Genomic DNA, 22887 nt, shown 5'->3' with positions numbered 1-22887 from the left:
CCCCACCCGGCGCATCAGTGGAATTGCGCGGATGGGGTTGAGCAGAAGTCGTTATGGATGAAACAGCTGGCACGGGCTTAGAGTCGCGGGCTTAGAATCACCCGAGCAACCGCCTAAACCTATTCCGCGGCAGTAGCGGAGGCGGTGTAATCCGACGACAGAATCACGATGACCTCGTGGTTGCCCATCTCAACGTTGGCGGTCGCCTGGCGCACCTGAGTAATGCCCAGCTTCGAGGCGATGCTCTGTGCCTGCGACTGGTAGCCCTCAGCGTAGTAGACCACGCTGGTTGCCGGTGCCACACCCGTGTAGTTTGCCGTCTCGTTGATGGTGTAGCCGGTCAGCAGAGCCGCCGCGCGGGATGCACTACCCGCCGGAGCCGCCGCATTGTAGACCGCCACAGAGATGGACTCAGCCAGGCCGGTCTTCGTAGCACTTGCCGAGGCGGAAGCCTTAGCCGGCGCAGAGGACGCAGAGGAGCTTGCGGGGGCGGAGCTACTCTTCGCGGTGGACGCCGAATACTGCGGGGAGGCGGTGCGCGGCGCATACACGTACATCGCGCCGCCGATGAGCAGACCAACTACACCTGCAGCTACCAGGGGGATAGCGCCCTTGGGGCTCTTTGCCGGGTCAGCGTTGACCGCGCGGTAGGTTCCGCGGCGGGCGGTGTTTTCGTCTACCTCGTCAAATTCGTCGCGGGGGTAGCTCATTTATCCTCATTTCACGGGTCTCTGTTTACCGGCTGGTACCGTACCGTCCTGCCTGGCGCATGGGCTGACGCATCGCGCGGCTACGGAAGGTACGGTCTTGGTGTTCTAGTACCTAGAGTACCGTCTCAACTAGCGAGAACCAACGTGAACGCCCCGCAACCGGCTGTGAAAGAGACGGGCACCGCACAGTGTTCAATCTCTAGCTGAACTTGAGGTGCGCGGGGTTGAAAGCAGGAGTTGGAAAGCTCGCACGACTCCCCCAGTTTGAGCCCCTAGTCAGCGTCTCGGCGGACGCGCAGAACGTCGATCATCTGCGGCGCTGCGGCGCGTACCCGCTCATCGTCCAGCATCACGTTCAGGCGCTGGTAGTAGGCAATCGGGGTGAATCCGGCGGTGATAATCGCCTTCTCTTTGGAACCCTGGTGCTTGAAGCGGCGGCGCTCCACCTCAAGGATGCGGCGCTCCACCGGGGTCAGGCCACCGGGTTGGCTCCCTACCTCCGGCTGGTTCTGTGCTTCCGGCTGGGCCTCAGCGGTTTCAGTACGTTCCTGTTCTGACACGTTCCCTCCTGTCTGCAGCTCGTCTGCCGCGGTTGGCGTCGCCTACCGCAAGTATTCGTCATCCCCTAGTCTAGAAGAGAAGTAACCGCAGCGCGCCCGGCACCGTGACCGCCGGAGCCGCATCAGCCCGAGGAGATTTATGAACCAGCCCCTCAGCAGCATTATGAGCGAGGATTGGGCGGCAGCACTCGCCCCCGTCGAAGAGCAGATTCACGCCATGGGCGCTTTCCTGCGTGAGGAGCACGCGGCGGGCTACCGTACTTTCCCGCCTGCCGCCGATATTTTCAATGCGTTCCGCCGCCCGATGAGCGGGGTGAAGGTCCTCATTATTGGCCAGGACCCCTACCCTACTCCGGGCAATGCGATGGGTCTGTCGTTCTCGGTGCACCGCGGTATGCCGCTACCTCGTTCGCTGAACAATATTTACAAGGAACTTGAAGACGATCTGGGTATCGCCCCGGCTGATCACGGCGACCTGTCCTGTTGGGCTGATGAGGGCGTCATGCTGCTCAACAGGGTTTTGACGGTGCGCGAGTCTGATGCGGGTTCGCACCGCGGCAAGGGTTGGGAGGAGATTACCGAGTGCGCCATCCGTGCACTGGTGGCGCGTAATCAGCCGCTGGTGGGTCTGCTGTGGGGTGCGGATGCGCGCAAGTGCGCACCCATGTTGCAGCCGTACCCGAGCGTGGAGTCGGCGCATCCTTCGCCGCTATCTGCTCGTCGTGGTTTCTTTGGTTCGCGCCCGTTTTCGACCGTAAATTCCCTGCTGGTGCAGCAGGGTGCTGAGCCGGTGGATTGGACGGTCCGCTAGGCGCAGCACATGAGCCAGTATGAGAGCTGGCGCATTGGGCGTAGTGAAGGGGCGGTAGCTTGTGAATTGAACTCGCAAGCTACCGCCCCTTTTTCGCCACCAATATATGCAATATTGGCTATATACCCTTGAAAAAGGGCTAAGAATCCGCCGGTTCCACGTTCCTCGGAGTCGTAAAACGCTGTAGCGCATACTGCATCGTGTAATTACCCAACGCAACACCCGAAGCCATCGCCACCACAATCGAAACCGCCGTAATCATATTCTGCATACCCAGAATCACGTCCGTCTCAACCGTCAACAAATACATGCCACGGAAGAACGACAGACCCGGCAGCAAGAACGTAATCGCCGGAATCGAGAAGATCGCCTGAGGCACATGCAGACGGTACGCAAAATACGTGCTCAACGCACCAATCACAACCGCCGCACACGCCGTCGGACCGCGGCCCGTACTCGGGCCAGCCAGCAACTCATAACCGTAATACGCCGCCAAACCGCAGCCCGTAATGACCATCAGCCACCCGACCTTCACCAGCTTCGTCTGCAAGGTAATCGCAAAGGTCGCAATCGCCACCAGGAAGAAGAACGACGCCACCAGCGGGGTCGTCGGCTCAAAACGCAACTGCTCAATATCCAGGGTCGGGCCGTTGAAAATATTGATCGCACTCACCGCGGTCGCAATGCCAACCACCAGACCCAAGAAGCTCATGCCCGTAGACACGAAACGACCCGCAGCCGTCACCGGGAAGCCATTAATCGCGTCCTGCACGGCACCCACCAGGCGCGGCGTTGGCAAGAACATAATCATGCCCGCAGCCACCACCAGAGGCGCCGAAATCGCCTCCCCTTGACGCTGCAGCACCGAAAGAATGGACCCTTCACCACCCAGCCAAATCGCCAAGAAGGTCATCAGACCCGCACTAGCAGCCATACGGAAGAACGCCGGAATACCAATCGAACTCAACCACTGAATCAGCAGGTACACCGGAATAAAAATAATCGCCGCACTCAACGCCGTCGCAAAACTTGCACCCAGCGCCGCCGTTAGGGTTCCGGCACACGCCAGGTTCGCCAACCACACCACCAGAGGCGGGAACGGCTTGGGTCGGTGGGTAATCTGGTTCAGCTTCAAATCAGCCATTTCCAGGGTCATACCACCGCGAGTAATCTTGTAGATTAGGCCGTACACCTCAGAAAGCGCCTCGTAGTTCTCCGTAGAGGAACGAACCACACGCACCAGGGTGTGGGTAAAGCGCTCCTCAGCGTTCGCATTGCGCTTGGCGATGCGGGACTCCATGTAAATATCGGGGTCCGACGTGTAGTTGATGGTCACCGACTGGTTCGTAATGTCGACTTCCACCGAGTCCAGCCCGTACGCCGAAGACACCGCAATAATCGCCGAGTCCACATCCATTGCGTCCGCGCCGTAGTGGAACATCGCCTCCGCCAGGCGCAGGGTGAAGTTCAGGGTATCGCGTGCGTACTCCTTCTCACGGCGGAACGCCTCACGGCGCTCATGCTCGTCAGACCGGATAGTCGGCACGAACTGGCGCTGCGCGATGCGCTGGGCACCGCGCGGGGCGGCGGGTGCCGCCTCCTCAGTGCGCACAAAGGAGCGGAAGCGACGCGAACCCCAGCGACCACCGCTACCGCGCCCAAACAGGCCGCGAGAGCCGCCCTCAACCAGCGGTACGGAGGTGGTGGGCATCGAGACAGGCCCGGTCTTCGGCATTGCGGTAGGATCCGCGCCGAAGCGGCGGGCTGCGTGAGAGTTGGGCACCTGCGGAATCATGCCGGTCATGGGCACCGGCTGGGAGGGGCGAGTCAGCGCCGCCTCAGTTACCAAGTTGCTGGATGTGACGGGGTTAGGGTCCTCACGGTACGCATCCAGGTCGTCATCAGGCACGAGGGAGGGGTCAATGACGGTGCGCGCCCCATGATCGTGCTCGTGGGGGCACAGTTCCGGGCCACAATCGGGCTCTGCGGTCTCCTGCGGGGTAATGCCCATGTCGGCAGCAGCTTCCTGGAGCACCTCACTCACTGCTTCTGCCTTAACGGTGCCCTCGGAGTTCTTCGCGGAGGCGGCATGCTGAGCCAGCACGCGGCGCAATTTCTCGTCGGTGACCTGGTCTAGTGAAACCAGGGGAAAACCGCGTTTACCGGCGATGTAGCCCGCGGTGGTATTCTGCTCGCTTCCTTCCGTTGCGGCAGTGTTTGCTTCGCCTGCATGCGAAGCTTCCCGCGATGTGGGGGTCGCGGGGGTGTTCCTCGATTCTGCCAATGTCCCTCCCAGATAGACAGTGCCTTTTTAGTCTAACAAGGGCACGATTCTGCGGTAGCACTGAAGAGCAGAAATATCACTTTTCTGCCCGGTGATTTTGTGAGCAAAAAGCGCTCTGCGGCACTTACGGCAGAAGGCTTCATTGATATGAAGAGAAATCCAGGTCATTACTGCACAGAAGATATTTTGGGAGATATTTCTAGAGCTATTTTCGAGGAAAAATAAAGGTTATATATACATTAAGATTTGCAGAGAAATATCCCCCATCTATCCCCACTCACACCTCAATAAAAAATGAATTATTCATAACAAAAAATATCCCGCCACCGAAGTGACGGGATATTCACGCTTTAAGGCTGTAGCCTTCACAGCATCCGAAGCGCACCGCTCGGGGTCACTTCAGAGGCGAAAGTCAATTACTCAGCGTCGTGGTCGGTCTCGAGGATCTTAACCAGCGAGTCCAGAGCCTCTTCAGCACCTTCACCCTCAGCGCGCAGGACAACAACGTCGCCGTGCTTTGCGCCCAGGGACATCAGGGACAGAATCGATGCAGCGTCCATAGCCTCATCTGCGGGCTCGCCCTTAGCTGCGATGGTGACCTCGACGGGGAGGTCGCCAGCTGCCTCAGCGAAGATAGCTGCCGGACGTGCGTGCAGGCCAACACGGCTTGCAATAGTGGCTTCGCGCTCTGCCATTATGTTTCTCCTTTGATCAAGGAACCGAAATATATCAGTACCTATTCTAAATGAACGGGGCGCTTCAGGACCCGCCCTTACTCTATAAATTGTACCGTTCAGCCATACGCTAACAAGTACAAAAAATGCCGGATGCAGAAATAAAACTCTACACCCGGCATTTTCATGGACTCAGGCACCGCCCAGCACACCCCATCAAGAAGCGGCAGGCAGCCCCGAAATCGTTTTAAGGCTTAGAGGCCCAGCTCGTCCAGAATCGGCAGAGCCTTGCGTGCGCTCTCCTTCGCCTCAGCAGAAGAAATCTGCTGCAGAGCGATAGCCGCAATCTGCTGTGCCTTCTCCTTGGTCACGGACTTCAGAACCGCAGCCACAGCGGGGATAGCGCCAGCGTTCATGGACAGGGTGTCAACACCCAGACCAATCAGAACAACAGCCAGAGCCGGGTCAGCCGCAGCCTCACCACAGACGCTCACGTACTTCTTCTTACCCGCGGTGACCGATGCACGCTGAGCACCCTCAACAGTCATCTTGATCATCTTCAGCACTGCAGGCTGCCAGGGGTTGTTCAGGTGCGCCAGGTCGCCCAGCAGACGGTCAGCCGCCATGGTGTACTGGGTCAGGTCGTTGGTGCCGATGGACACGAAGTCGACCTCGCCCAGGATAGCCTCAGCGTTCATCACAGCTGCGGGGGTCTCAACCATCACACCGTGAACGGGCAGGCCGATCTCCTTGAGCATGTTCGCGAAGTTGCGTGCCTCGGAGGTGGTCGAAATCATCGGAGCCATAACCCAGATGTCAGCGTCGGAGTCCTCAGAAGCAGCCTTGATAGCCTCCAGCTGGCGGGTCAGAACGCCCGGAACAGTCCAGTCGGTACGGAAACCGCGAACACCCAGCGCGGGGTTCTCTTCGGGGTTCACGTTCAGGAACGGCAGGGGCTTGTCAGCGCCAGCGTCCAGGGTACGAACCACAATGTGCTTGCCGGGGAATGCGTCAAACACGGACTTGTAGGTCTTAGCCTGAGTCTCGATAGAAGGCTCAGAGTCGTGGCCCAGGAAGCCGAACTCGGTGCGCAGCAGGCCAACACCCTCAGCCTTTAGGCTTGCAGCCTTCTCAGCGGACTTGCCGTCACCAACGTTTGCGTACAGCTCAACGCGGGTGCCGTCAGCCAGCACGCCCTGACCGTCGAAGTCAGCGACGGGCTTACGGTTTGCGTACTTGATTGCTGCCTCACGGTCAGCGTCAGTCGGCTCAGTATCAACGATGCCTTCGTTGGAGTCCACGTATACGACGGTGCCGTCAGCGATCTCGGTCACGCCCTTAGCCGCCACAATAGCGGGCAGGCCCAGGCCGCGAGCCAGAATAGCGGTGTGTGCCTGGGGGCCACCGTCAGAGGTGATCAGAGCGATAACCTTCTCGGGGTCCAGAGTCGCGGTATCAGCCGGTGCCAGGTCAATAGCAGCCAGGATGAACGGCTCATCAGAAACGGGGATGCCGGGAGCCTGCTGGCCGGTCAGCTCAGCAACGATGCGGGCACGCACGTCGTGGATGTCGGTGACGCGCTCAGCCATGTAGCCACCCAGGGCAGCCATCTGGTCAGCGAAGGAGGTTGCAGCCTCCCAAATTGCGCGCTCGGGAGCCATCTCCTGAGTCTCAACCAGCTTGATAGCGCTCTTAATCAGTGCACGGTCGGTAGCCATCTGAGAGGTAGACTTCAGAACAGCCTTGCCGTCACGGCTAGCGTGCTCTGCACGAGCGAGCAGGTCTTCCTTCACGCGGACCGAAGCGTCCTTGATGCGCTGCGCTGCAGCCTCAGCGGTCTCACCGCTCAGACGCAGACCATCCTTGGGTTCCTCGATGGGCTTAGGCATCTGAAGAACGGGGCCAATAACGCGGCCGGCGTATACGCCGACGCCCTTGTAGGTAGTCATAAATTCATGTCCTATCTGTGGTTTGTCTACAGTGTAACGTGTTTTTTCACGCTCACGCTTGCAAACAGACGATCAAATGAAGGTGAGGTTATACGGCCTTTATGCGGATGCCTTAGAGCGGGCACCCAGGGACTTCAGCACCACGTACAGTAGCGCCGAAACAACGGTACCGGCAACAACAGCCGCCAGGAACATCAGCGGGTTCTGTGCCAGACCAATAATCCAAATACCACCGTGCGGAGCCGGGGAAGCCACGTGCGCACCCATGGAGATTGCACCGGCAATAGCGCCACCAACAATGGTCGAAGGAATCACGCGAGCCGGGTCAGCCGAAGCGAAGGGAATAGCACCCTCAGAGATGAAGGATGCACCCAGCAGCCACGCAGCCTTACCGTTCTCACGCTCGTTCTCGTTGAACAGCTTGGGGCGCAGGGTGGTTGCCAGAGCCATAGCCAGCGGCGGAACCATACCGGAAATAATGACGGCAGCCATGATTTCCTGGTTCACGGTCGCACCCGAGGACAGACCAGCGGTTGCGAAGAGGTAAGCAGCCTTGTTGATGGGGCCACCCAGGTCAGAAGCCATCATGGCACCCAGGATCAGACCCAGCAGCAGAGCGGAGCCACCAGACATGGAGGTCAGCCAATCCTGCAGGGTGGTCATAACCCACGCCAGGGGCGCACCGAGCAGCAGGTACATTGCCAGGCCGGCAACCAGAGAAGTTACCAGCGGGGTGATGACCACAGGCATCATCGAGCCAAGCCAGCGGGGCAGCTTCAGGGTGCCCAGAGCGTACGCAATCAGACCGGCGAGAATACCGCCAACAATGCCGCCAAGGAAGCCCGCGTTCACCGCAAGAGCCACCGAACCGGCGATGAAGCCCGGAGCAATACCGGGACGCTGAGCCAAACCGTACGCAATGTACGCGGCAAGAGCCGGAACCATCAGGCTCAGACCGAAACCGCCGATGGTCTGCAGAACAGCACCCAGGTACAGGGTCCAGTGCACGTCACCGAGGTTGAACAGGGTTGCCGAGTCGAGAATCGCCTTGGTGTTCACATCGCCAAGGTTCGGCACCGTAATTGCCTCGAAAACGAAGCCCAGGGCGACCAGAATACCGCCGGCAGCAACGAACGGAATCATGTAGGAGATACCGGTCATCACGGCCTTGTAGATGCGCGAGCCCCATGCACCTTCGGTAGCGCCTGCGCTGTCCTCACCGCTGGATGCGGCAGCGGCAACGCGTGCACCGTTGGGGTTCTCAGCCTCAGCTAGAGCCTCCGCAATCATTTCCTTAGGCTCGTCAATACCGCGCTTGACGGGAGACTCAACGAAGGGCTTACCCGCGAAGCGGTTACGCTCACGCACGTTCACGGACACCGCGAAAATCACGGCGTCTGCGGCGTCAATATCAGCCTGAGTCAGCTTCTCATTACCCGAGGAGCCCTGAGTTTCAACCTTCAGGTCGTAGCCGAGCTCTTCAGCAGCGTACTTGAGGGCGTCCGCAGCCATGTAGGTGTGAGCGATACCGGTGGGGCACGCGGTCACAGCAACAATCTTCTTCACCGGAGCCGAAGCGGCGGGGGTTTCCTGAGCGGAGGTGGCAGCTACGGCAGGTGCAGCCTCGGCGGGCTTAGCCTCTGCCTTCTTCTCGCCCACGCCGAGCGCACCGTTGACCAGCTCAACAATCTCTTCAGCCGAGGAGGCTTCGCGCAGGGACGCGGTGAAGCTCTTCTTCATCAGGGAGCGTGCCAGGGTGGAGAGCAGCTTCAGGTGGGCCTGGTCAGCGCCATCGGGTGCAGCAATGAAGAAAATCAGGTCGGCGGGGCCGTCCTTTGCACCGAAGGAAACTGCCGGGTTGGGGCGTGCCATTGCCAGGGTCGGCTCGGTGACGGCGGCGCTACGGCAGTGCGGAATCGCAATACCGCCGGGGATACCGGTGTCGGTCTTGGATTCGCGTGCCTCGGCAGCCGCGTAGAGCTGCTCGAAGTCGGTAGCGCGTCCGGCATTTACGACTGCCTGGGCGAGCTTGGCAATTACGTCGAATCGGGTCTCGCCGAGGTTCTCGTCCAGCAGGACGAGATCTGCGGTGATCAGATCAGACATATTCCCTCCTCGGGTATGTGTTGGGGCGGGGATTCACTCAGCGGTGCTGGACTTCTCCCCTATATGAGTTCAAAGTGTGCGCAGTGTGTGTTGCGTGTGCAGCGTGCGTATATGTGTGTACATATGCGCACAGCACCCCAGCTTATATTCCCTTCTGAGAATAAAAGCTGGAGGTGCGAAAACAGCCCGAATTAGAGCTGCAGCTGACGAACAGTGACCTTCTCAGGAGTGGTCTGCTCCAGCGAAGGCATGCGAGTACCGGGCAGAGCAGCAGCAGCCGAACCGTGAGCTACCGCCTGAACCAGGCAACCGGGGGCATCCTCACCACGGGTGTGAGCAATCAAGAAACCAGACAGCGACGAGTCACCGGCACCCACAGTGCTACGAACCTGAATCGGCTCATGCACAGCATGCCAGATACCCTGCTCAGTGACCAGCACTGCACCGCCGCCGCCGAGGGTGGCAAGCACGTACTCGATGCCGTCGCCGAGCAGCTTCTGGGCGGTGCGGGCGGTCAGCTCGGGGCTAGCCTCCAGCTCCTCCCAGTTATCGCTACCGGTCAGCTGAGCCAGCTCCTCCGAGTTGGGCTTAATCAGGGTGGGCTTGTGCTCACCGGCGACGGTCGCAATCAGCGGCGCCTCAGAGGTATCAATAGCAATCTTGCCCTCGTAGCCGGAGGCGCGCAGTGCCGCAACCAGCTCGGAGTAGTAGGTCGGTTCCAGACCCGGAGGCAGCGAACCAGCCAGAACCACCCAGTCGGCACCCTTGGAACGCTCAACCACCAGCTCGTCCAGCTTCTGACGCAGTTCAGCATCAAAAACGGTACCGGGGGCGTTCAGCTTGGTGGTGGTGCCATCCGGGTCAACCACGGTGATGTTCGAGCGAATCGGCTCACCGGTGGGCAGGTTAGCGAACTCAACGTCCACAGCCTGCAGTGCGGTCAGCACCGGGTCGGTGGCTTCACCGGGCACAATGGCGAGGGTCGGCACGCCGGAAACCTGCAGGGCACGCGAAATATTCACGCCCTTGCCACCGGGATCCTGTACGGCGCCGACAGCACGCTGCACGGCACCGTGAGCCAAAGGCGCACCCAGTTCAATGGTGCGGTCCAGGCTGGGGTTTGCGGTCAGAGTAATAATCATTAGGCAATCACAATCTCAACGTTTGCGGCCTCGAGTGCCTGACGGAGGGCACCTTCGGGCTCGCGATCGGTAATGAGGGTGTCAATATCCTCAAATCCAGCGAAGCGGACCAGGGATTCCTGACCGAACTTCGCGGAGTCACAGAGCAAGACCACGCGGCGGGCCGCCTTGCAAATTGCGGTCTTGACGATGGCTTCGTTCATGCCGGGGGTGGAGATGCCGAAGTGGGCTTCAATACCGTTGGCACCAATGAAAGCAATATCGGGGCGCATGGTGCCGAAGTGCTCTGCGGCGCGTGCACCAACAGCAGCCCAGGTCATCTTGCGCAGCTGGCCGCCAACCAGTTCAAGGGTCACGCCTTCGGCTTCGGCGAGCTTGACTGCAATGTGCAGTGCATGGGTGATGACGATGCGGTCATTGCCGGTCTTGAGGCTGAAGTTCTCAGCGCCGATGTGGTCGGCGAGAATTTCGATGGTGGAGCCTGCGTCCAGGACGATGGAGCCCGCCTCGGAGTCGCGCAGCATCTGGTATGCCTTGGTGGCGATGCGGCGCTTTTCGGGGGTGTTCATGCCCTGTCGGGAGGAGATGGAGGACTCCAGGGAGGTGGACTGCTCAATGGTGACAGCACCACCGTGGACACGGCGGAGCTTACCTGCCTCTTCCAGTGCGGCGAGGTCACGACGCACGGTCTCCATGGTCACATCGTAACGGCGCGCAAGGTCAGCGCCGTTGACACGACGTGCGGAGGCAACAAGCTTTGCAATTTCGGCACGGCGTTCTTCTGCGAACATAAATCTGGTGTTCCTTTGGGCTAGTGGGAGGAAATCTGTGCGTTCTTTTCTGTGCTCTGCTCGGCTTTTATAACCGTGAGAGACATGGTTTCAGTGAGCCAGCAGAACACTTGAGGGTAATACTTGATTTTATGTGGGTTTTTGTGGGTAAGTCAATATAAAACGCTGTATTTACCGGAATATTACCCGAATGTTCCCTACAGAAACCACACTATATCGGAGGTCACTGCCTGTTTATGTCTGTTTGACCTAATGAACTGTTGGGTTTTCCCGCTCCCCCCTCATCCGCACAGTATCCAACACCTACACGGCGCCCTCACAGGGTAAAAAGTGGAGGCGCCAGCTCCGAAAATCCTCAGCGAGAATCCTCGAAACCAGCGCCTCCACCGGGCACAAAACTTTATTTACCTTGACGCTCACGACGTTCACGACGCCAACGATGCACGCCCAAAGCACCCGCCGCACCCAGCAGGGCACCCGAACCGTTCATCAGCACATCCACCGGGTCACCGGTGCGATCAGGCATGAAACTCTGAATCGTCTCAATGCAGGCGCTGACCAAAAATCCCGAGTACAGCACGTGCGGGCGAGCCTTCGGCTTGAGCAGCAGGGCGAAAAGAAAACCGCCCGGAATGAACATGATGACGTTCGAAAGCTGCTCAATGCTCGAATAGGTGATGAACGCAGGCAGCCAGCCCTCGGCATGGCCGGTATCCAGCAGCTGCGCCAGGCGGCCGCCCATCTCGTTATCGTCCACGTGTACGGGGGCGAACACGATACTCGCCACCACCGCGCAGTACAGCGCCGTAACCGGCCAGAGAATCAGCCGCCACACGCGAGCGCTAGAGCGACCGCTACCGGGTTGTCCTTTACCAAACAAGGCGGCCCACCTCGTCGAACTGCTTGGTCGAATCCCACGCGAACAGGCCCGGTACGTCAATCGTGAGCGGTTCGGCGTTCGGCACGGTCACGGTCCACTCTTCACCGGCTGCGGCGGAGAGGGCGCGGCGGATAAAGCTGCCGTGGCTGACGGCAATAATCTTCTGGTCGCCCGAGGCTTCAGAGAGTTCACGCACGATATTGCGCAGGGTGCGCACCGCACGAATGTACACGTCACGTTCGGATTCCACGTTCGGGTAGTAGCGTTCCGGGGCGCGGCGTTCGGGGGCGGGAATGTCCAGGCCCTCGCCGGCACCGTAGGCGCGTTCCACCAGTTCGGGGTAGGTCTTGTGCACCTGCAGGTCGAAGTACTCACCGACCAGCTGCGCCGTCTTGTAGGCGCGGGACAGCGGCGAGGACACCAGCACAGTGAACTCCAGACCCATGTCGGCGAGCTTCTTGCCGGTGGTGCGTGCCTGCTCGCGGCCGGTGTCATTGAGCGGAATGTCGGTGATGCCCTGCATCAGGTTCGCCTTGTTCCAGTCGGTCTGGCCGTGACGGATCAGGGTGAGGGTCGTGTTCTCGGCACCCGCCGGTACTTCCTCGGGGCCCAGCTCGGGTTCCAGATGCTGCACGACCAGGCGGTCGATCGCGTCGTCCAGGTACTGCAGGGGCACCTCGGTCAGGGAGGCGTTCACCGGGATCGGGTAGATACCGTCCTCGTTGAGCAGTTCGGGGTGGCGCTCAGCGATCAGGGCGGTCATGGTCATGGCAATCAGCATGCCGTGCGCGGCGACCACAACGGTCTGACCCTCGTATTCGCGGCGGACACGGTTCAGCGCCGCGAGGGAGCGGGCGAGGAAGTCCTTCTTCGGCTCCACATTGAAAGCATTGTTGGACTGGCGGGAGGCGAGAATCAGCTCGCGGGTAGCAATCTGGCCTTCCAGGTCACCAAAGGAACGTTCCTGGAAGCCGTCAATGGCACCGCGGTAGGGTACGCCCAGGCCTTCGGCTACGATTTCGGCGCTTTCTACGGCGCGGGAAAGGGGCGAGGAGACGATAGCGTCCACCCTGGTGCCCTCAGCTGCTGCCTGTTGCAGGGCGCCGATAGCGGTGCGGACCTGCTCTCTGCCGGTGTCGTTGAGGGGGATGTCGGTGCCGCCCTGGAAGCGGTGGTCGATGTTCCAGTCGGTCTGGCCGTGGCGCAGGAAGATGATGCGGGTTCCTGCCTCGGGGTCGGCTACAGGAGTGATGATGGGGGTGTTCTGTGCGTCGGTCATCCTTCTAGTATGGCATTGCCCCCGCGCAGTTCAAGGGGGCAAGAGGCGTATTCTCTCATGAAGCGCACTCATACCGCGGTATGAGCTGCGGGGTGGTTGAGCGCCCGGTCGGGCGAATTTTTTCAGGGTATTCCCATATTTTTCAGCCCCCAGACGGAGGGGTGAGCCGCCGAGAAGCTGAGATGATAGAAGTGTACTTCCGTTAGTTCATACCCAATGAAGGTTGTCATGACGCAGAATCCTCAATCTCAGAACCCGCAGTTCCAGGCTCAGAACCCGTATTCAATGACCCCTCCGCAGGCGGCGCAGCCTGCCGGTCAGTATTCCGCTCAGCAGGGTCAGCCCGGCCAGCAGGGCTACTATCAGGGTCAGCCGCAGGGCTACCCGGCTCAGGCACCTCAGCAGATGCAGCAGGCGCCCTTCGCGCGCGGCGCGATTATTTCTGCCCGTAACCTGCACAAGTCATACGGCAATAACCCGGTGTTGCGTAACGTGAGCCTGGATATTTTCCCCGGCGAGTCCGTAGCGATTATGGGTCCTTCCGGTTCCGGTAAGACCACCCTGTTGCATGCGCTCTCGGGCATTATCAAGCTCGATGCCGGTTCTGTGCTGTTCAATGGCCCGACCGGTCAGGTGGCGGTGGAGTCCCTCAGCGAGCGTGAGCGCACCTCCCTGCGCGCTAACTCGTTTGGTTTCGTGTTCCAGCAGGGTCTGCTGGTTCCCGAGCTGACCGCGGAGGAGAACGTCTCCCTCGCCGCGATGATTGCCGGTGTTCCCCGCCAGCAGGCGCGTTCCATTTCGGCTGATCTGTTGAACCGTCTGGGTTTGGGGCAGATGCTGGACCGCCGTATGGGTGAGATGTCCGGTGGTCAGGCTCAGCGTGTGGCGATTGCCCGTTCCCAGGTGAACGGTGCCCCCGTGACTTTCGCGGATGAGCCGACCGGCGCGCTGGATTCGAAGACCGCGCGTGAGGTGATGGCTCTGCTGCTGACCATGATTCCGCAGCAGGGTAAGACTCTGTTGGTGGTTACTCACGACCCGAACGTGGCGGCGGCGTGCTCCCGCGTGGTGTACCTGCAGGACGGTCAGATTGTGAGCGATCAGCGCAATAACCAGGGCGGTGTTCCCGCTCAGAACCCCGGTGCTCAGAACCTCGGCGCTCAGCCTCAGGCAGGTGCATAATGCAAATCTATGCTCTACTCGCCAAGCGAACCCTATGGAGTTCGCAGGCGATTCTTCCCGTGCTGGCTTTTGCCGCCTCCTCGGCACTGTTTTTGACGGTTGCCGGTGGTGTTCAAGCGCTGAGCACCTGGCTTGACCACGCCACCAACGTTGACCACGAGCTGGTGAACCTGATGGGCATTCAGAAACTCTACATGGGTTTGGCGTGGGTTGCCGCTCTGGTGCTGGTTGTTCCGCTCTTTACCCTGGGCGCTTCGGCTGCTCGTTTGAGTGCCCGCCGCCGTGACGAGCGCCTTGCGTCCCTGCGTCTGATTGGTGCTTCCACGACCCTGATTGTGGGTCTGTCCGTTGCGGACGCGCTGGTGTACTCTCTTGTGGGTTTCGTCATCGGTCTGCTGCTTTACCTGGTGCTGATTTTCCCCTTTGGCGCTTTGCACTTCATGAACGTTCCGCTGGGTGCTGAGAATATGCTCCTGCCGGTGAGCGTGATTTTCTACTGCTTCCTGGGCTGTATGGTTCTGGCGGCTCTTAGCTCCCTCTTCGGTCTGGCGAAGGTCAGCATCAGCCCGCTGGGTGTGCGTACCCGCGCGAAGGCCGGTTCCGCCGGTTACATTGCTCTGGGTATCGGTGTTGTTCTGGTCATTGCCGTGATGATTCTGGCTTCGACCTCGAAGGGTTTTAGCATGTTCTCACCCTTCCAGGACGGCGGTGCCGATAGCGCGATTAAGAACCTAGCGATTTTCATTGCTCTGCCGGGTCTGCTGATGATGGTTGCTATCGACCTGATTGGTACCTTCCTGGTGTGGGCGTACGCAAAGATTCGTGTGCGCATGACCCAGAAGGCGTCGGTTCTGCTGGGTTATCGTGCGGTGCTGGAGTCCCCGCGCGGGGCGTGGCGTCAGGTTTCGGGTGTGGCACTGTCGACCTTCTTGGTGACCTTCTTCGGCCCCATCCTGATTCTGGCGGGTGAGATGAACAAAACGGCGAAGGAGGTAGGCCCCGCCGCCGGCCCCTTCATGACCATCATGTCGGACATGTTCCAGGGCATGCTGCTCATGCTGTTCTTCTCGTACCTGCTGGTCACCCTCTCCGCAGTGTTGAACCAGAGCGCCGCCATTTACGAGCGTGGTTCGCTGTATTCTTCGCTGAATATGATGGGTACCCCCACGAGGATGTTGCAGGCTTCGCGCCTTACCGTGGTTTTCGGTCCGCTGGTGCTCATTAGCGTGGTTTCTGCGCTACTGGGTCTGCCGCTGACAGCGTTGATTGCGGCGCAGGGTCTTTCCGGTGAGATTCTGGCGAAGATGTTCGGTATGACCTTCGGCGCTATTGCGCTGGGTCTGGCACTGGTCTATGTGGGCCTGTTGGCGACCATTCCGTTTATGCGTCAGGTGACTCATAAGCCGGTGTCCGCTCTCTAAGCTGTACGGCTGCTACCCTCCCGTTGCGTTCTCAGTGGATGCGGCGGGAGGGTTTCTTCATGTCCAACGTTTGTGTTGCGTGCTTTTGTACCCTCACCCGGTTTGCACCCTGCATGTTTTCTCACGCACCGGGCCACCGCTTCCATCGCCTAAAGCCCTGTGAGAGACTGACATTATGTTTGAACACACAGTACCCTCCGATTGGTTCCCCCGCTGCGCAATCTTCGACTGCGACGGCATCCTCCTCGACTCCGAGACCGTCTGGAACGATGTGCAGCGTGAGCTTTTCGCCCGCTGGTCTGTTCCCTTCACCGAAGAGGTGGAGCACCGCCTCACCGGCCTGGCGGCAGCCGACGTCGCGCAGGAGCTTGCACTGCTCTCCTACGAGGCGCAGAACGGCCAGAAGCCGGACACCGCCTCCGCAGAGTACGCCGAGCACCATGAACGCGTGATGAAGGACCTGCTCACCACCGAGCACGAGGTCATCAGCTCCGGCGTGGACCTGATTGAGGGTGCGCAGAAGTTCCTGGGCTTCCTGAGCGAGCACATGCCGGTTGCGGTGGCGTCGAACTCCACCGCGAACATTCTGACCCTGAAGATGGAAAGCTACGGTTACGCCCCGCTGGTGCGCACCTGGGTCAGCAGCAACGACGTTCCGGCCGGTAAGCCCGCCCCGGACATGTACCTGGAGGCGGCACGTCGCCTCGGCTTTGAAGGCCACGAGGCGCTGGCGTTCGAGGACTCCCCCGCGGGCGCGCAGGCGGCACGTGACGCCGGTACGAAGGTCATGATTTACGTTCCGGAAGGCACCGACCCGGCAAAGGCACCGGCCGGTTTTGGGCGCTTCGATTCGTTCAATGACCCGCAGCTCTGGGAGGCGGCACGCACCTGGATCGCCAAGCTTGAGGCGGCACAGCAGTCTGAGGCAGCTCAATAGTCTGAGGCAGCGCAGAACTAAGCACGTACCGCAGACGCCTCACCGCGCCACCGCCTCACCTGATAGGCAGCATCAAGAAAGACCCCCGGCCCGCTCCTCAAGGAGCAGACCGGGGGTCTTCTATGCTTTATCAGCTGCCTCTCTAGCACCTGCTCTTGTAGCCCTTTGACCTCATCAGCACTTTCGCGGAGCGCTACTTTTCCAAAGTCTCACTAAACGGTACCAATACAAAACATCACGAGAACCTGAACATTGGCAGGTTCTCGTGATGCTAGGTGTTTTAGAACTCCAAGGATGCTTATTTCGGCTGTTGCTTATAGAAAACAAAAGCGTACAGGATACTCATAAGTAGAACTACAACCTGAGCCAAAGGGTCAAGCCAATACACTTGTAAAATTACCACAGCCAACATAAAAAATACGGATTTTATGAAGGATGCCGCAGGTTGTACGTAGTTCTTATTTGCACGATATGCAGAGTACCCAACAAATCCACAAAGAATTAAAATACTGGCAACATTATAAAACATTATATCATGCGAAGATGTAAAATAATAGAAAGAATAACCTGCGAAACATAATTCAGGTACCGGTATGTATCTAGTGTCGACCAACTTAATCACCTCAGATATTTATTCAATTTTTGCTTTCAGCGGTGGCATACCCCAATCTGCGTAGAACGCGATTCCACGTCCTTCTATACCGGCTCCAACAATAGCTGTTGATGATATCTCTAGCTTGATGTGAACCGGAACACTTTTATGATATCAATTAGCAAAATGGGAGTCAAGATTATTTTAGTAACGATTCAATAATAATTTGCACCACTACAAACTATAGTATTTAGCTGCTAAAGCTCCCAGCCTGTTCTCTCTCCTCAGCAAACTTGCATCCTAAGTCGTCTTAATGCGCTTCAGATGCTCCTCTGCCTTAAACATTTCTAGGTTCTTATCGCAGATACAGCGGTAAACAGTCTTCACTTCCCCTGCTGCTTTCACCCACCTCTCTTCTTCTTTCCTACGTGCGTATGCTTTTTTCGCTGGTGCGCACCTGGGTCAGCAGCAACGACGTTCCCACCGGTAAGCCTGCCCCGGATATGTACCTGGAGGCGGCGCAGAACTAAGCGGCATCCGCCCTCCACCTCGTAGTAGCATAAAAAAGACCCCCGGCCCGCTCGTAGAGAGCAGGCCGGGGGTCTTCTATGCCTTATCAGCTGCGCCTATAGCGGCACGAGCTTATCGGCGCATAACCTTCTTCGCCAGGAAGTTACCGATGAACTGAACCAGCTGAACCAGGACGATAATAATCGCCACAACAGCCCAGGTGATCTCATCGTTGAAGCGCTGGTAGCCGTCCACAATCGCGATCTTACCCAGACCGCCAGCACCCACGTAACCGGCCATAGCGGACATATCCACCACGCCAATGACGAGGAAGGTGTAACCGAGGATCAGCGGGCCAAGCGCCTCCGGAATCATCACGGTGAACAGGATGGTCAGCTTTGAAGCGCCCATCGCACGCGCCGCCTCAATCACGCCCGGGTCAATGGAGACCATGTTCTGCTCCACGATACGGGCAATAGCGAATGCAGCACCGAAGCTCATTGCGAAGACTGCAGCGTTCACGCCCAGGCGGGTACCCACCACGGCGCTCGTCAGCGGGCCCAAAGCCGCAATCAAAATAATGAACGGAATCGGGCGAATCACGTTCACCAGAATGTTCAGGATCGTGTACACGAAACGGTTCTGGAAGATGTTGCCCTCACGGGTGGTGTACAGCAGAGCACCCACAATCAGGCCGACCAGACCGGCGCACAGCATGGTGATAGACACCATGTAGAACGTATCGCCGATAGCCGGGAGCAGCTTCTCGGGCAGGAACTCGGACCAATCCGTCTTAGACGCAGCCAGCGGAAGAGTAGTAGCAAACATTTAGCGCACCTCCTGCACGCGGGCAACGGTCTTCAGTTCGGCAACGGCGGCATCAATGCTGGTGATTTCGCCAAGGAGTTCCAGGGTGAGGGTACCGTACGCCTTACCCTGCAGGGTCTCAATACCGCCGCCCACAATGTTGAAGCGGACGTTACGGGCGCCCAGGTAGGACAGCACCTTACCGAGCTCCTGGTTACCCTCCACGATTTCAACGTTGATGAGGTAACCCTTGTGGTTTGCGCGCAGCTCAGCCGCTTCCTTGCCGGTGGGGGCGAGCTTGACGGTGGTCGCAACAAACAGCTTTGCCACGTCGGTCTGCGGGTTGGAGAAGACGTCGTAGACGTTGCCCTGCTCCACCACTCGGCCGGACTCCATGACAGCCACACGGTCAGCGATGCTGGAGACCACGTCCATCTCGTGGGTAATCACCACGACGGTCACACCCAGTTCACGGTTCACACGCTTAAGAAGCGCAAGAACTTCATGAGTGGTTTCCGGGTCCAGTGCACTGGTGGACTCATCCGCAAGCAACAGGGCGGGGCTGGTCGCGAGCGCACGAGCAATACCCACACGCTGCTTCTGACCGCCCGACAGCTGGTTCGGGTAGTGGCCTGCACGGTCGGCAAGACCCACGAACTCAAGCATTTCCAGGGCGCGTTCGCGGCGGTCCTTCTTAGACCAGCCGGCAATCTTCAGCGGGAACTCGACGTTACCGAGCACGGTGCGGGAGTTCATCAGGTTGAACTGCTGGAAGATCATGCCGATATTGGTGCGTGCTTCACGCAGTTCGGAGTCGCGCTTACCGGAAATCTGGAAGCCGCCAACGGTCAGGGTGCCGCTGGTGGTGGTTTCCAGGCCGTTAATGAGGCGGACCAGGGTGGACTTACCGGCGCCAGAGTAGCCGATAATTGCAAAGATTTCACCGCGGTTAATGGTGAGGGAGACGTTGTCGACAGCAACTACCGCCTTGGGGCCGTTGCCGAAGACCTTGGAGACTCCGTCCAGAACCACCATGGGCTCGGTGCTGTCACCGAAGCTCTGTACCAGTTCACTCATAAGTTTGTATCCGTAAATGTCGTGGTTGGGGCGCTAAAGGGCATTAACGCCGTTACGCAAAGGACGGTAAGCCTGTCGTGACCCGCATCGGGTGCTTAGACTTACCGCCTTTGCGTATGCCTAGAAGAGGCGTGTATTTAGAAGATTACTTCTTGGCGCGCAGCTTGGCTTCTTCGTTAGCCAGGGACTGACGCAGCTCGTCGGTGCTCACGTTGACCTCAACGGCGGTGCCGCGGGTCTCTTCCTGAACAACATCCATGACGGGCTTGGTGTGGAAGATTTCAACGATCTTCTTGTAGGTCTCGTCGTCAGCCTTGTCCTTCTGAGCAACGAAGAGGTTCACGTACTTGATAGCGGAGGGGTCGGTCTTGGGGTCGTCCTGAGCCAGTGCGTCTGCGGGCTTCAGACCTGCATCCTTGAGGAAGTCGTTGTTGACGACTGCGCCGTCAGCGGACTCCATGCCAACCACGGTCTGGGTTGCGTCGACGGGGGTGACCTTCACCTTGGAGTTAGCGGTGTCCACGTCGTCGATGGTGGGTGCGTCAACATCAGCGTTCTTGAAGGTAACCAGACCGTTGGTCTTCAGCAGCTTCAGCGCGCGTGCTTCGTTCACGGTGTCGTTCGGGATAACGATCTCGCCGCCCTGGGGGATGTCAGCCAACTTGGAGTGCTTCTTGGAGAACAGAGCCATCGGGTAGATGACGGTCGGGCCAACAATCTGCAGGTCCTTCTTAGCGCTCACGTTGTAGTTGGACAGGTACGCGATGTGCTGGAAGCGGTTCATATCGATGTCACCGGCGTCCAGTGCGGGGTTCGGCTCGGTGTACGCGCTGAACTCCTTGAACTCAATGTCGATACCCTGCTTCTTAGCTTCTTCCTTCAGGGTCTTGTTGAACTTCTCAGAGCCAACCACACCGATGGTGACCTTCTTGGATGCGGAAGAGGAGGAAGAGGAGGAGTTGGTGGAACCGCAGGCTGCCAGGCCAAAGACCATGGGGACAACTGCGAGTGCAGCAGCAAACTTCTTCACGGCTATGAATCTTTCTGTTGAATGATGATGCGTTCCACCGGGTGCTGACGTTGGTATTAGCACGTCCGATGGGAATGATGATGGGACAATTACAGCACGCACAAGGGCGGGTGTGGAAGTTAATGGCTATTCATGAGACACAGAACGTCAAGGTCGTCATATTTTGTCACAATTCGTCACGCAGTGATTATTTCCAGGTCACAAAGCGTCATTGACCATGTATTCAGGCACACACAAAACGCCGGCCCGGGTACAAAAACCCACGCCGGCGTTCGTAAAACGGGCAATCAGCGAGCCGCTAGCGCCTACTGATCGAACTCGCCCGAAGCAATCAGCTGCTCACGCACCTTACGGCGCAGAACCTTACCCAGCATCGAACGGGGCAGGTCATCCACCACCACGATGCGGCGCGGAACCTTATAACGGGTCACCTTCGAATAGCAGTGCTCACGCAGAGTATGCTCCTGCACCACTCGACCCGGGGCGGGAACCACAGCGGCGACCACCATCTCGCCACCGGCGGGCAGCGGAATACCGACTACCGCCGCATCCGCGACCATGTCGTGCTGCTTGAGCGCGACCTCAACCTCCGTCGGGGAGACGTTGAAACCGCCGGTAATAATGACTTCCTTAATACGGTCGACAATCTGAATGAAGTAGTCCTCATCCAGGCGCACAATATCGCCGGTACGCAACCAGCCCTCGGGGGTGATGGTCTTAGCCGTTTCGTCCTCACGCTTCCAGTAGCCGGCAAAACGCTGAGGGCCTTTCACCCACAGCTCGCCTTCTTCACCATCAGGCACATCCTCGCCAGTTTCCGGGTCCACCACACGAATATCGGTGGAGGGGAACGGAACACCAATAAAACCGGCACGGCGAGTGTCATTGAGCGGGTTGCAGGACACCAGCGGCGCGCACTCGGTCAGGCCGTAGCCTTCCACCATGAAACCGCCGGACGCTTCCTCCCACTCGGCAACCAGCTCAGGCGGCAGGTTCATCGCACCAGAGACCGCATAACGGATACCCTCCAGGGACACGCCGCGCTTCTTCGCCTCATCCATCAGGCGGCGGTACACCGGCGGAACCGCAGGCAGAATGGTTGGGCGGGTCTTCTTCATCGCCTTCAAAATCAGGTCCATGTCCACGGTCGGGAACAGCACCAGGCGGGCACGGCACAACGACGCAATCGTCACGCCCAGGGTCATACCGTACGCGTGGAACAGCGGCAGAACCGAGTAAATCACCTCGTCATCGCCCGGGTTAATCCATGCCTCACCCATGCGACCGTTAGACTCCAGGTTGCGGTGCGTGAGCATCACGCCCTTCGGCAGGCCGGTCGTACCCGAGGTGTACTGCAGCAGCGCAATATCGTGCGCGGTCGGGCGGCGATGCGACGGGTCAATACGCTCGCTCTTCACCAGCTGAGTCCACGGCACCGTACCCGGCGCAGGACCGGTCAGCTTCTCACGCGAAGCACGCGCACTCTTCAACGGCAGCTTCAGCGCGGTACGCATCAGCGCGGGCATCGCCGAAATCATGTTCACCGAATAAATATGGTTCGGGCGGATATCCGCCGGAAGACCCGTAATATGCGAGGCGATCTTATCCCACACAATCGCGACCTTCGCGCCGTGGTCCTCAAACATGTGGCGCAACTCGGCACCCGTGTACAGAGGGTTATGCTCCACCACAATCGCGCCCAGGCGCAAAATCGCGTAGAACGCCGCAATATGCTGAGGACAGTTCGGCAAAATCAGCGCCACACGGTCACCCGGCTGCACACCCGCTACGCGCAGACCCTCCGCAGCACGCTCAATCTGATCCCCCAACTCGGCGTAGGTTGTGGTCGCGCCAAAGAACTCCAGCGCCACCTTGTGGGGTACGGTGCGGACCGCCTCGTCAATGAGGTGGCTCAGCGAGGTTTCGGGCAGCTCAATATCGCGGGCAGTCCACGAAGAATAATTCTTCAACCAGGGTCGATGCGCCAACGGATGCGCACCAGCCGATACGCCAGCGGGGGATGCAGGTGCCGCCGCATCCTGCAGGTTCGTGTTCTTCTGAGCCTCAGTCATGCATTGATTGTGCCTTCCCACACCCTCACGCTTCAACTCAGCACCGTTTCTTTCCACGCTGAAAATCACACGG

General features: G+C 59.0%; 18 protein-coding genes. 4 read left to right on the top strand and 14 right to left on the bottom strand.

The features are described from left to right. Positions 1 to 119: 119 nt before the first annotated feature. Both O3649_RS08215 and O3649_RS08210 read right to left on the bottom strand, forming a co-directional pair. On the bottom strand, positions 120 to 710 hold the full coding sequence (locus tag O3649_RS08215; RefSeq protein ID WP_049326999.1) for a LytR C-terminal domain-containing protein: 591 nt from the start codon (positions 708 to 710) through the stop codon (positions 120 to 122). Positions 711 to 982: 272 nt separating this feature from the next. Next, positions 983 to 1270, bottom strand: a complete 288-nt coding sequence (locus O3649_RS08210; protein WP_371573702.1) for a DUF3263 domain-containing protein — start codon at positions 1268 to 1270, stop codon at positions 983 to 985. Positions 1271 to 1409: 139 nt separating this feature from the next. Here O3649_RS08210 and O3649_RS08205 point away from each other — a divergent pair, with 139 nt between their 5' ends. Then, the gene (locus tag O3649_RS08205) at positions 1410 to 2081 is read left to right on the top strand and encodes a uracil-DNA glycosylase (RefSeq protein WP_005504509.1); all 672 of its coding nucleotides are present in this window, start codon (positions 1410 to 1412) and stop codon (positions 2079 to 2081) included. Positions 2082 to 2220: 139 nt separating this feature from the next. Here the strand turns inward: O3649_RS08205 and O3649_RS08200 are convergent, their stop codons facing one another. The 8 genes from O3649_RS08200 to O3649_RS08165 form a co-directional block, all read right to left on the bottom strand. Beyond that, positions 2221 to 4365: a threonine/serine exporter family protein gene (locus O3649_RS08200; protein ID WP_314604242.1), complete on the bottom strand. Its 2145-nt coding sequence runs from the start codon at positions 4363 to 4365 to the stop codon at positions 2221 to 2223. Between the two features lie 416 nt (positions 4366 to 4781). Continuing rightward, a complete protein-coding gene (locus O3649_RS08195) occupies positions 4782 to 5060 on the bottom strand; it encodes an HPr family phosphocarrier protein (protein WP_005504506.1) in 279 nt (92 codons plus the stop codon). A gap of 233 nt (positions 5061 to 5293) precedes the next feature. Further along, entirely contained in the window at positions 5294 to 6988 is a 1695-nt protein-coding gene (ptsP, locus tag O3649_RS08190; protein ID WP_070630029.1) for a phosphoenolpyruvate--protein phosphotransferase, read from the bottom strand. A 99-nt stretch (positions 6989 to 7087) separates the two neighbouring features. After that, positions 7088 to 9094: a fructose-specific PTS transporter subunit EIIC gene (locus O3649_RS08185; RefSeq protein ID WP_070630030.1), complete on the bottom strand. Its 2007-nt coding sequence runs from the start codon at positions 9092 to 9094 to the stop codon at positions 7088 to 7090. A gap of 191 nt (positions 9095 to 9285) precedes the next feature. Beyond that, positions 9286 to 10236: a 1-phosphofructokinase family hexose kinase gene (locus tag O3649_RS08180; RefSeq protein WP_005508167.1), complete on the bottom strand. Its 951-nt coding sequence runs from the start codon at positions 10234 to 10236 to the stop codon at positions 9286 to 9288. Next, a complete protein-coding gene (locus O3649_RS08175; RefSeq protein ID WP_005504500.1) occupies positions 10236 to 11027 on the bottom strand; it encodes a DeoR/GlpR family DNA-binding transcription regulator in 792 nt (263 codons plus the stop codon). The genes O3649_RS08180 and O3649_RS08175 overlap by 1 nt, the downstream gene beginning before the upstream one ends. Before the next feature lie 400 nt (positions 11028 to 11427). Continuing rightward, positions 11428 to 11862 (bottom strand): VanZ family protein, encoded by a 435-nt coding sequence (locus O3649_RS08170; protein ID WP_141744454.1) that lies wholly within the window; start codon positions 11860 to 11862, stop codon positions 11428 to 11430. A 34-nt stretch (positions 11863 to 11896) separates the two neighbouring features. Then, complete coding sequence (locus O3649_RS08165; protein WP_070507226.1) at positions 11897 to 13186, bottom strand: histidine phosphatase family protein; 1290 nt, start codon at positions 13184 to 13186, stop codon at positions 11897 to 11899. A 228-nt stretch (positions 13187 to 13414) separates the two neighbouring features. Here O3649_RS08165 and O3649_RS08160 point away from each other — a divergent pair, with 228 nt between their 5' ends. The 3 genes from O3649_RS08160 (at position 13415) to O3649_RS08150 (ending at position 16726) form a co-directional block, all read left to right on the top strand. After that, entirely contained in the window at positions 13415 to 14368 is a 954-nt protein-coding gene (locus O3649_RS08160) for an ABC transporter ATP-binding protein (protein ID WP_314360577.1), read from the top strand. Then, complete coding sequence (locus tag O3649_RS08155) at positions 14368 to 15789, top strand: ABC transporter permease (protein ID WP_371573697.1); 1422 nt, start codon at positions 14368 to 14370, stop codon at positions 15787 to 15789. The genes O3649_RS08160 and O3649_RS08155 overlap by 1 nt, the downstream gene beginning before the upstream one ends. A gap of 175 nt (positions 15790 to 15964) precedes the next feature. Beyond that, the gene (locus O3649_RS08150) at positions 15965 to 16726 is read left to right on the top strand and encodes an HAD family phosphatase (RefSeq protein WP_303987913.1); all 762 of its coding nucleotides are present in this window, start codon (positions 15965 to 15967) and stop codon (positions 16724 to 16726) included. A gap of 1234 nt (positions 16727 to 17960) precedes the next feature. Here the strand turns inward: O3649_RS08150 and O3649_RS08145 are convergent. The 4 genes from O3649_RS08145 to O3649_RS08130 all read right to left on the bottom strand — a co-directional run bounded on the left by O3649_RS08145 (position 17961) and on the right by O3649_RS08130 (position 22814). Then, positions 17961 to 18656 carry a methionine ABC transporter permease gene (locus O3649_RS08145; protein WP_012902834.1) on the bottom strand — a complete coding sequence of 232 codons (696 nt, stop codon included), beginning with the start codon at positions 18654 to 18656 and terminating at the stop codon, positions 17961 to 17963. Next, positions 18657 to 19712, bottom strand: a complete 1056-nt coding sequence (locus O3649_RS08140) for a methionine ABC transporter ATP-binding protein (protein ID WP_371573694.1) — start codon at positions 19710 to 19712, stop codon at positions 18657 to 18659. 145 nt (positions 19713 to 19857) lie between these two features. Continuing rightward, positions 19858 to 20742: a MetQ/NlpA family ABC transporter substrate-binding protein gene (locus tag O3649_RS08135; RefSeq protein ID WP_005507550.1), complete on the bottom strand. Its 885-nt coding sequence runs from the start codon at positions 20740 to 20742 to the stop codon at positions 19858 to 19860. A gap of 305 nt (positions 20743 to 21047) precedes the next feature. Continuing rightward, entirely contained in the window at positions 21048 to 22814 is a 1767-nt protein-coding gene (locus O3649_RS08130) for a long-chain-fatty-acid--CoA ligase (protein ID WP_371573692.1), read from the bottom strand. Positions 22815 to 22887: the final 73 nt, after the last annotated feature.

Origin of the sequence: Rothia sp. 27098_8_29 (assembly GCF_041432785.1) — a bacterium.
GTDB lineage: Bacteria > Actinomycetota > Actinomycetes > Actinomycetales > Micrococcaceae > Rothia > Rothia mucilaginosa.
This window is presented reverse-complemented; position numbering and strand designations above follow the sequence as displayed.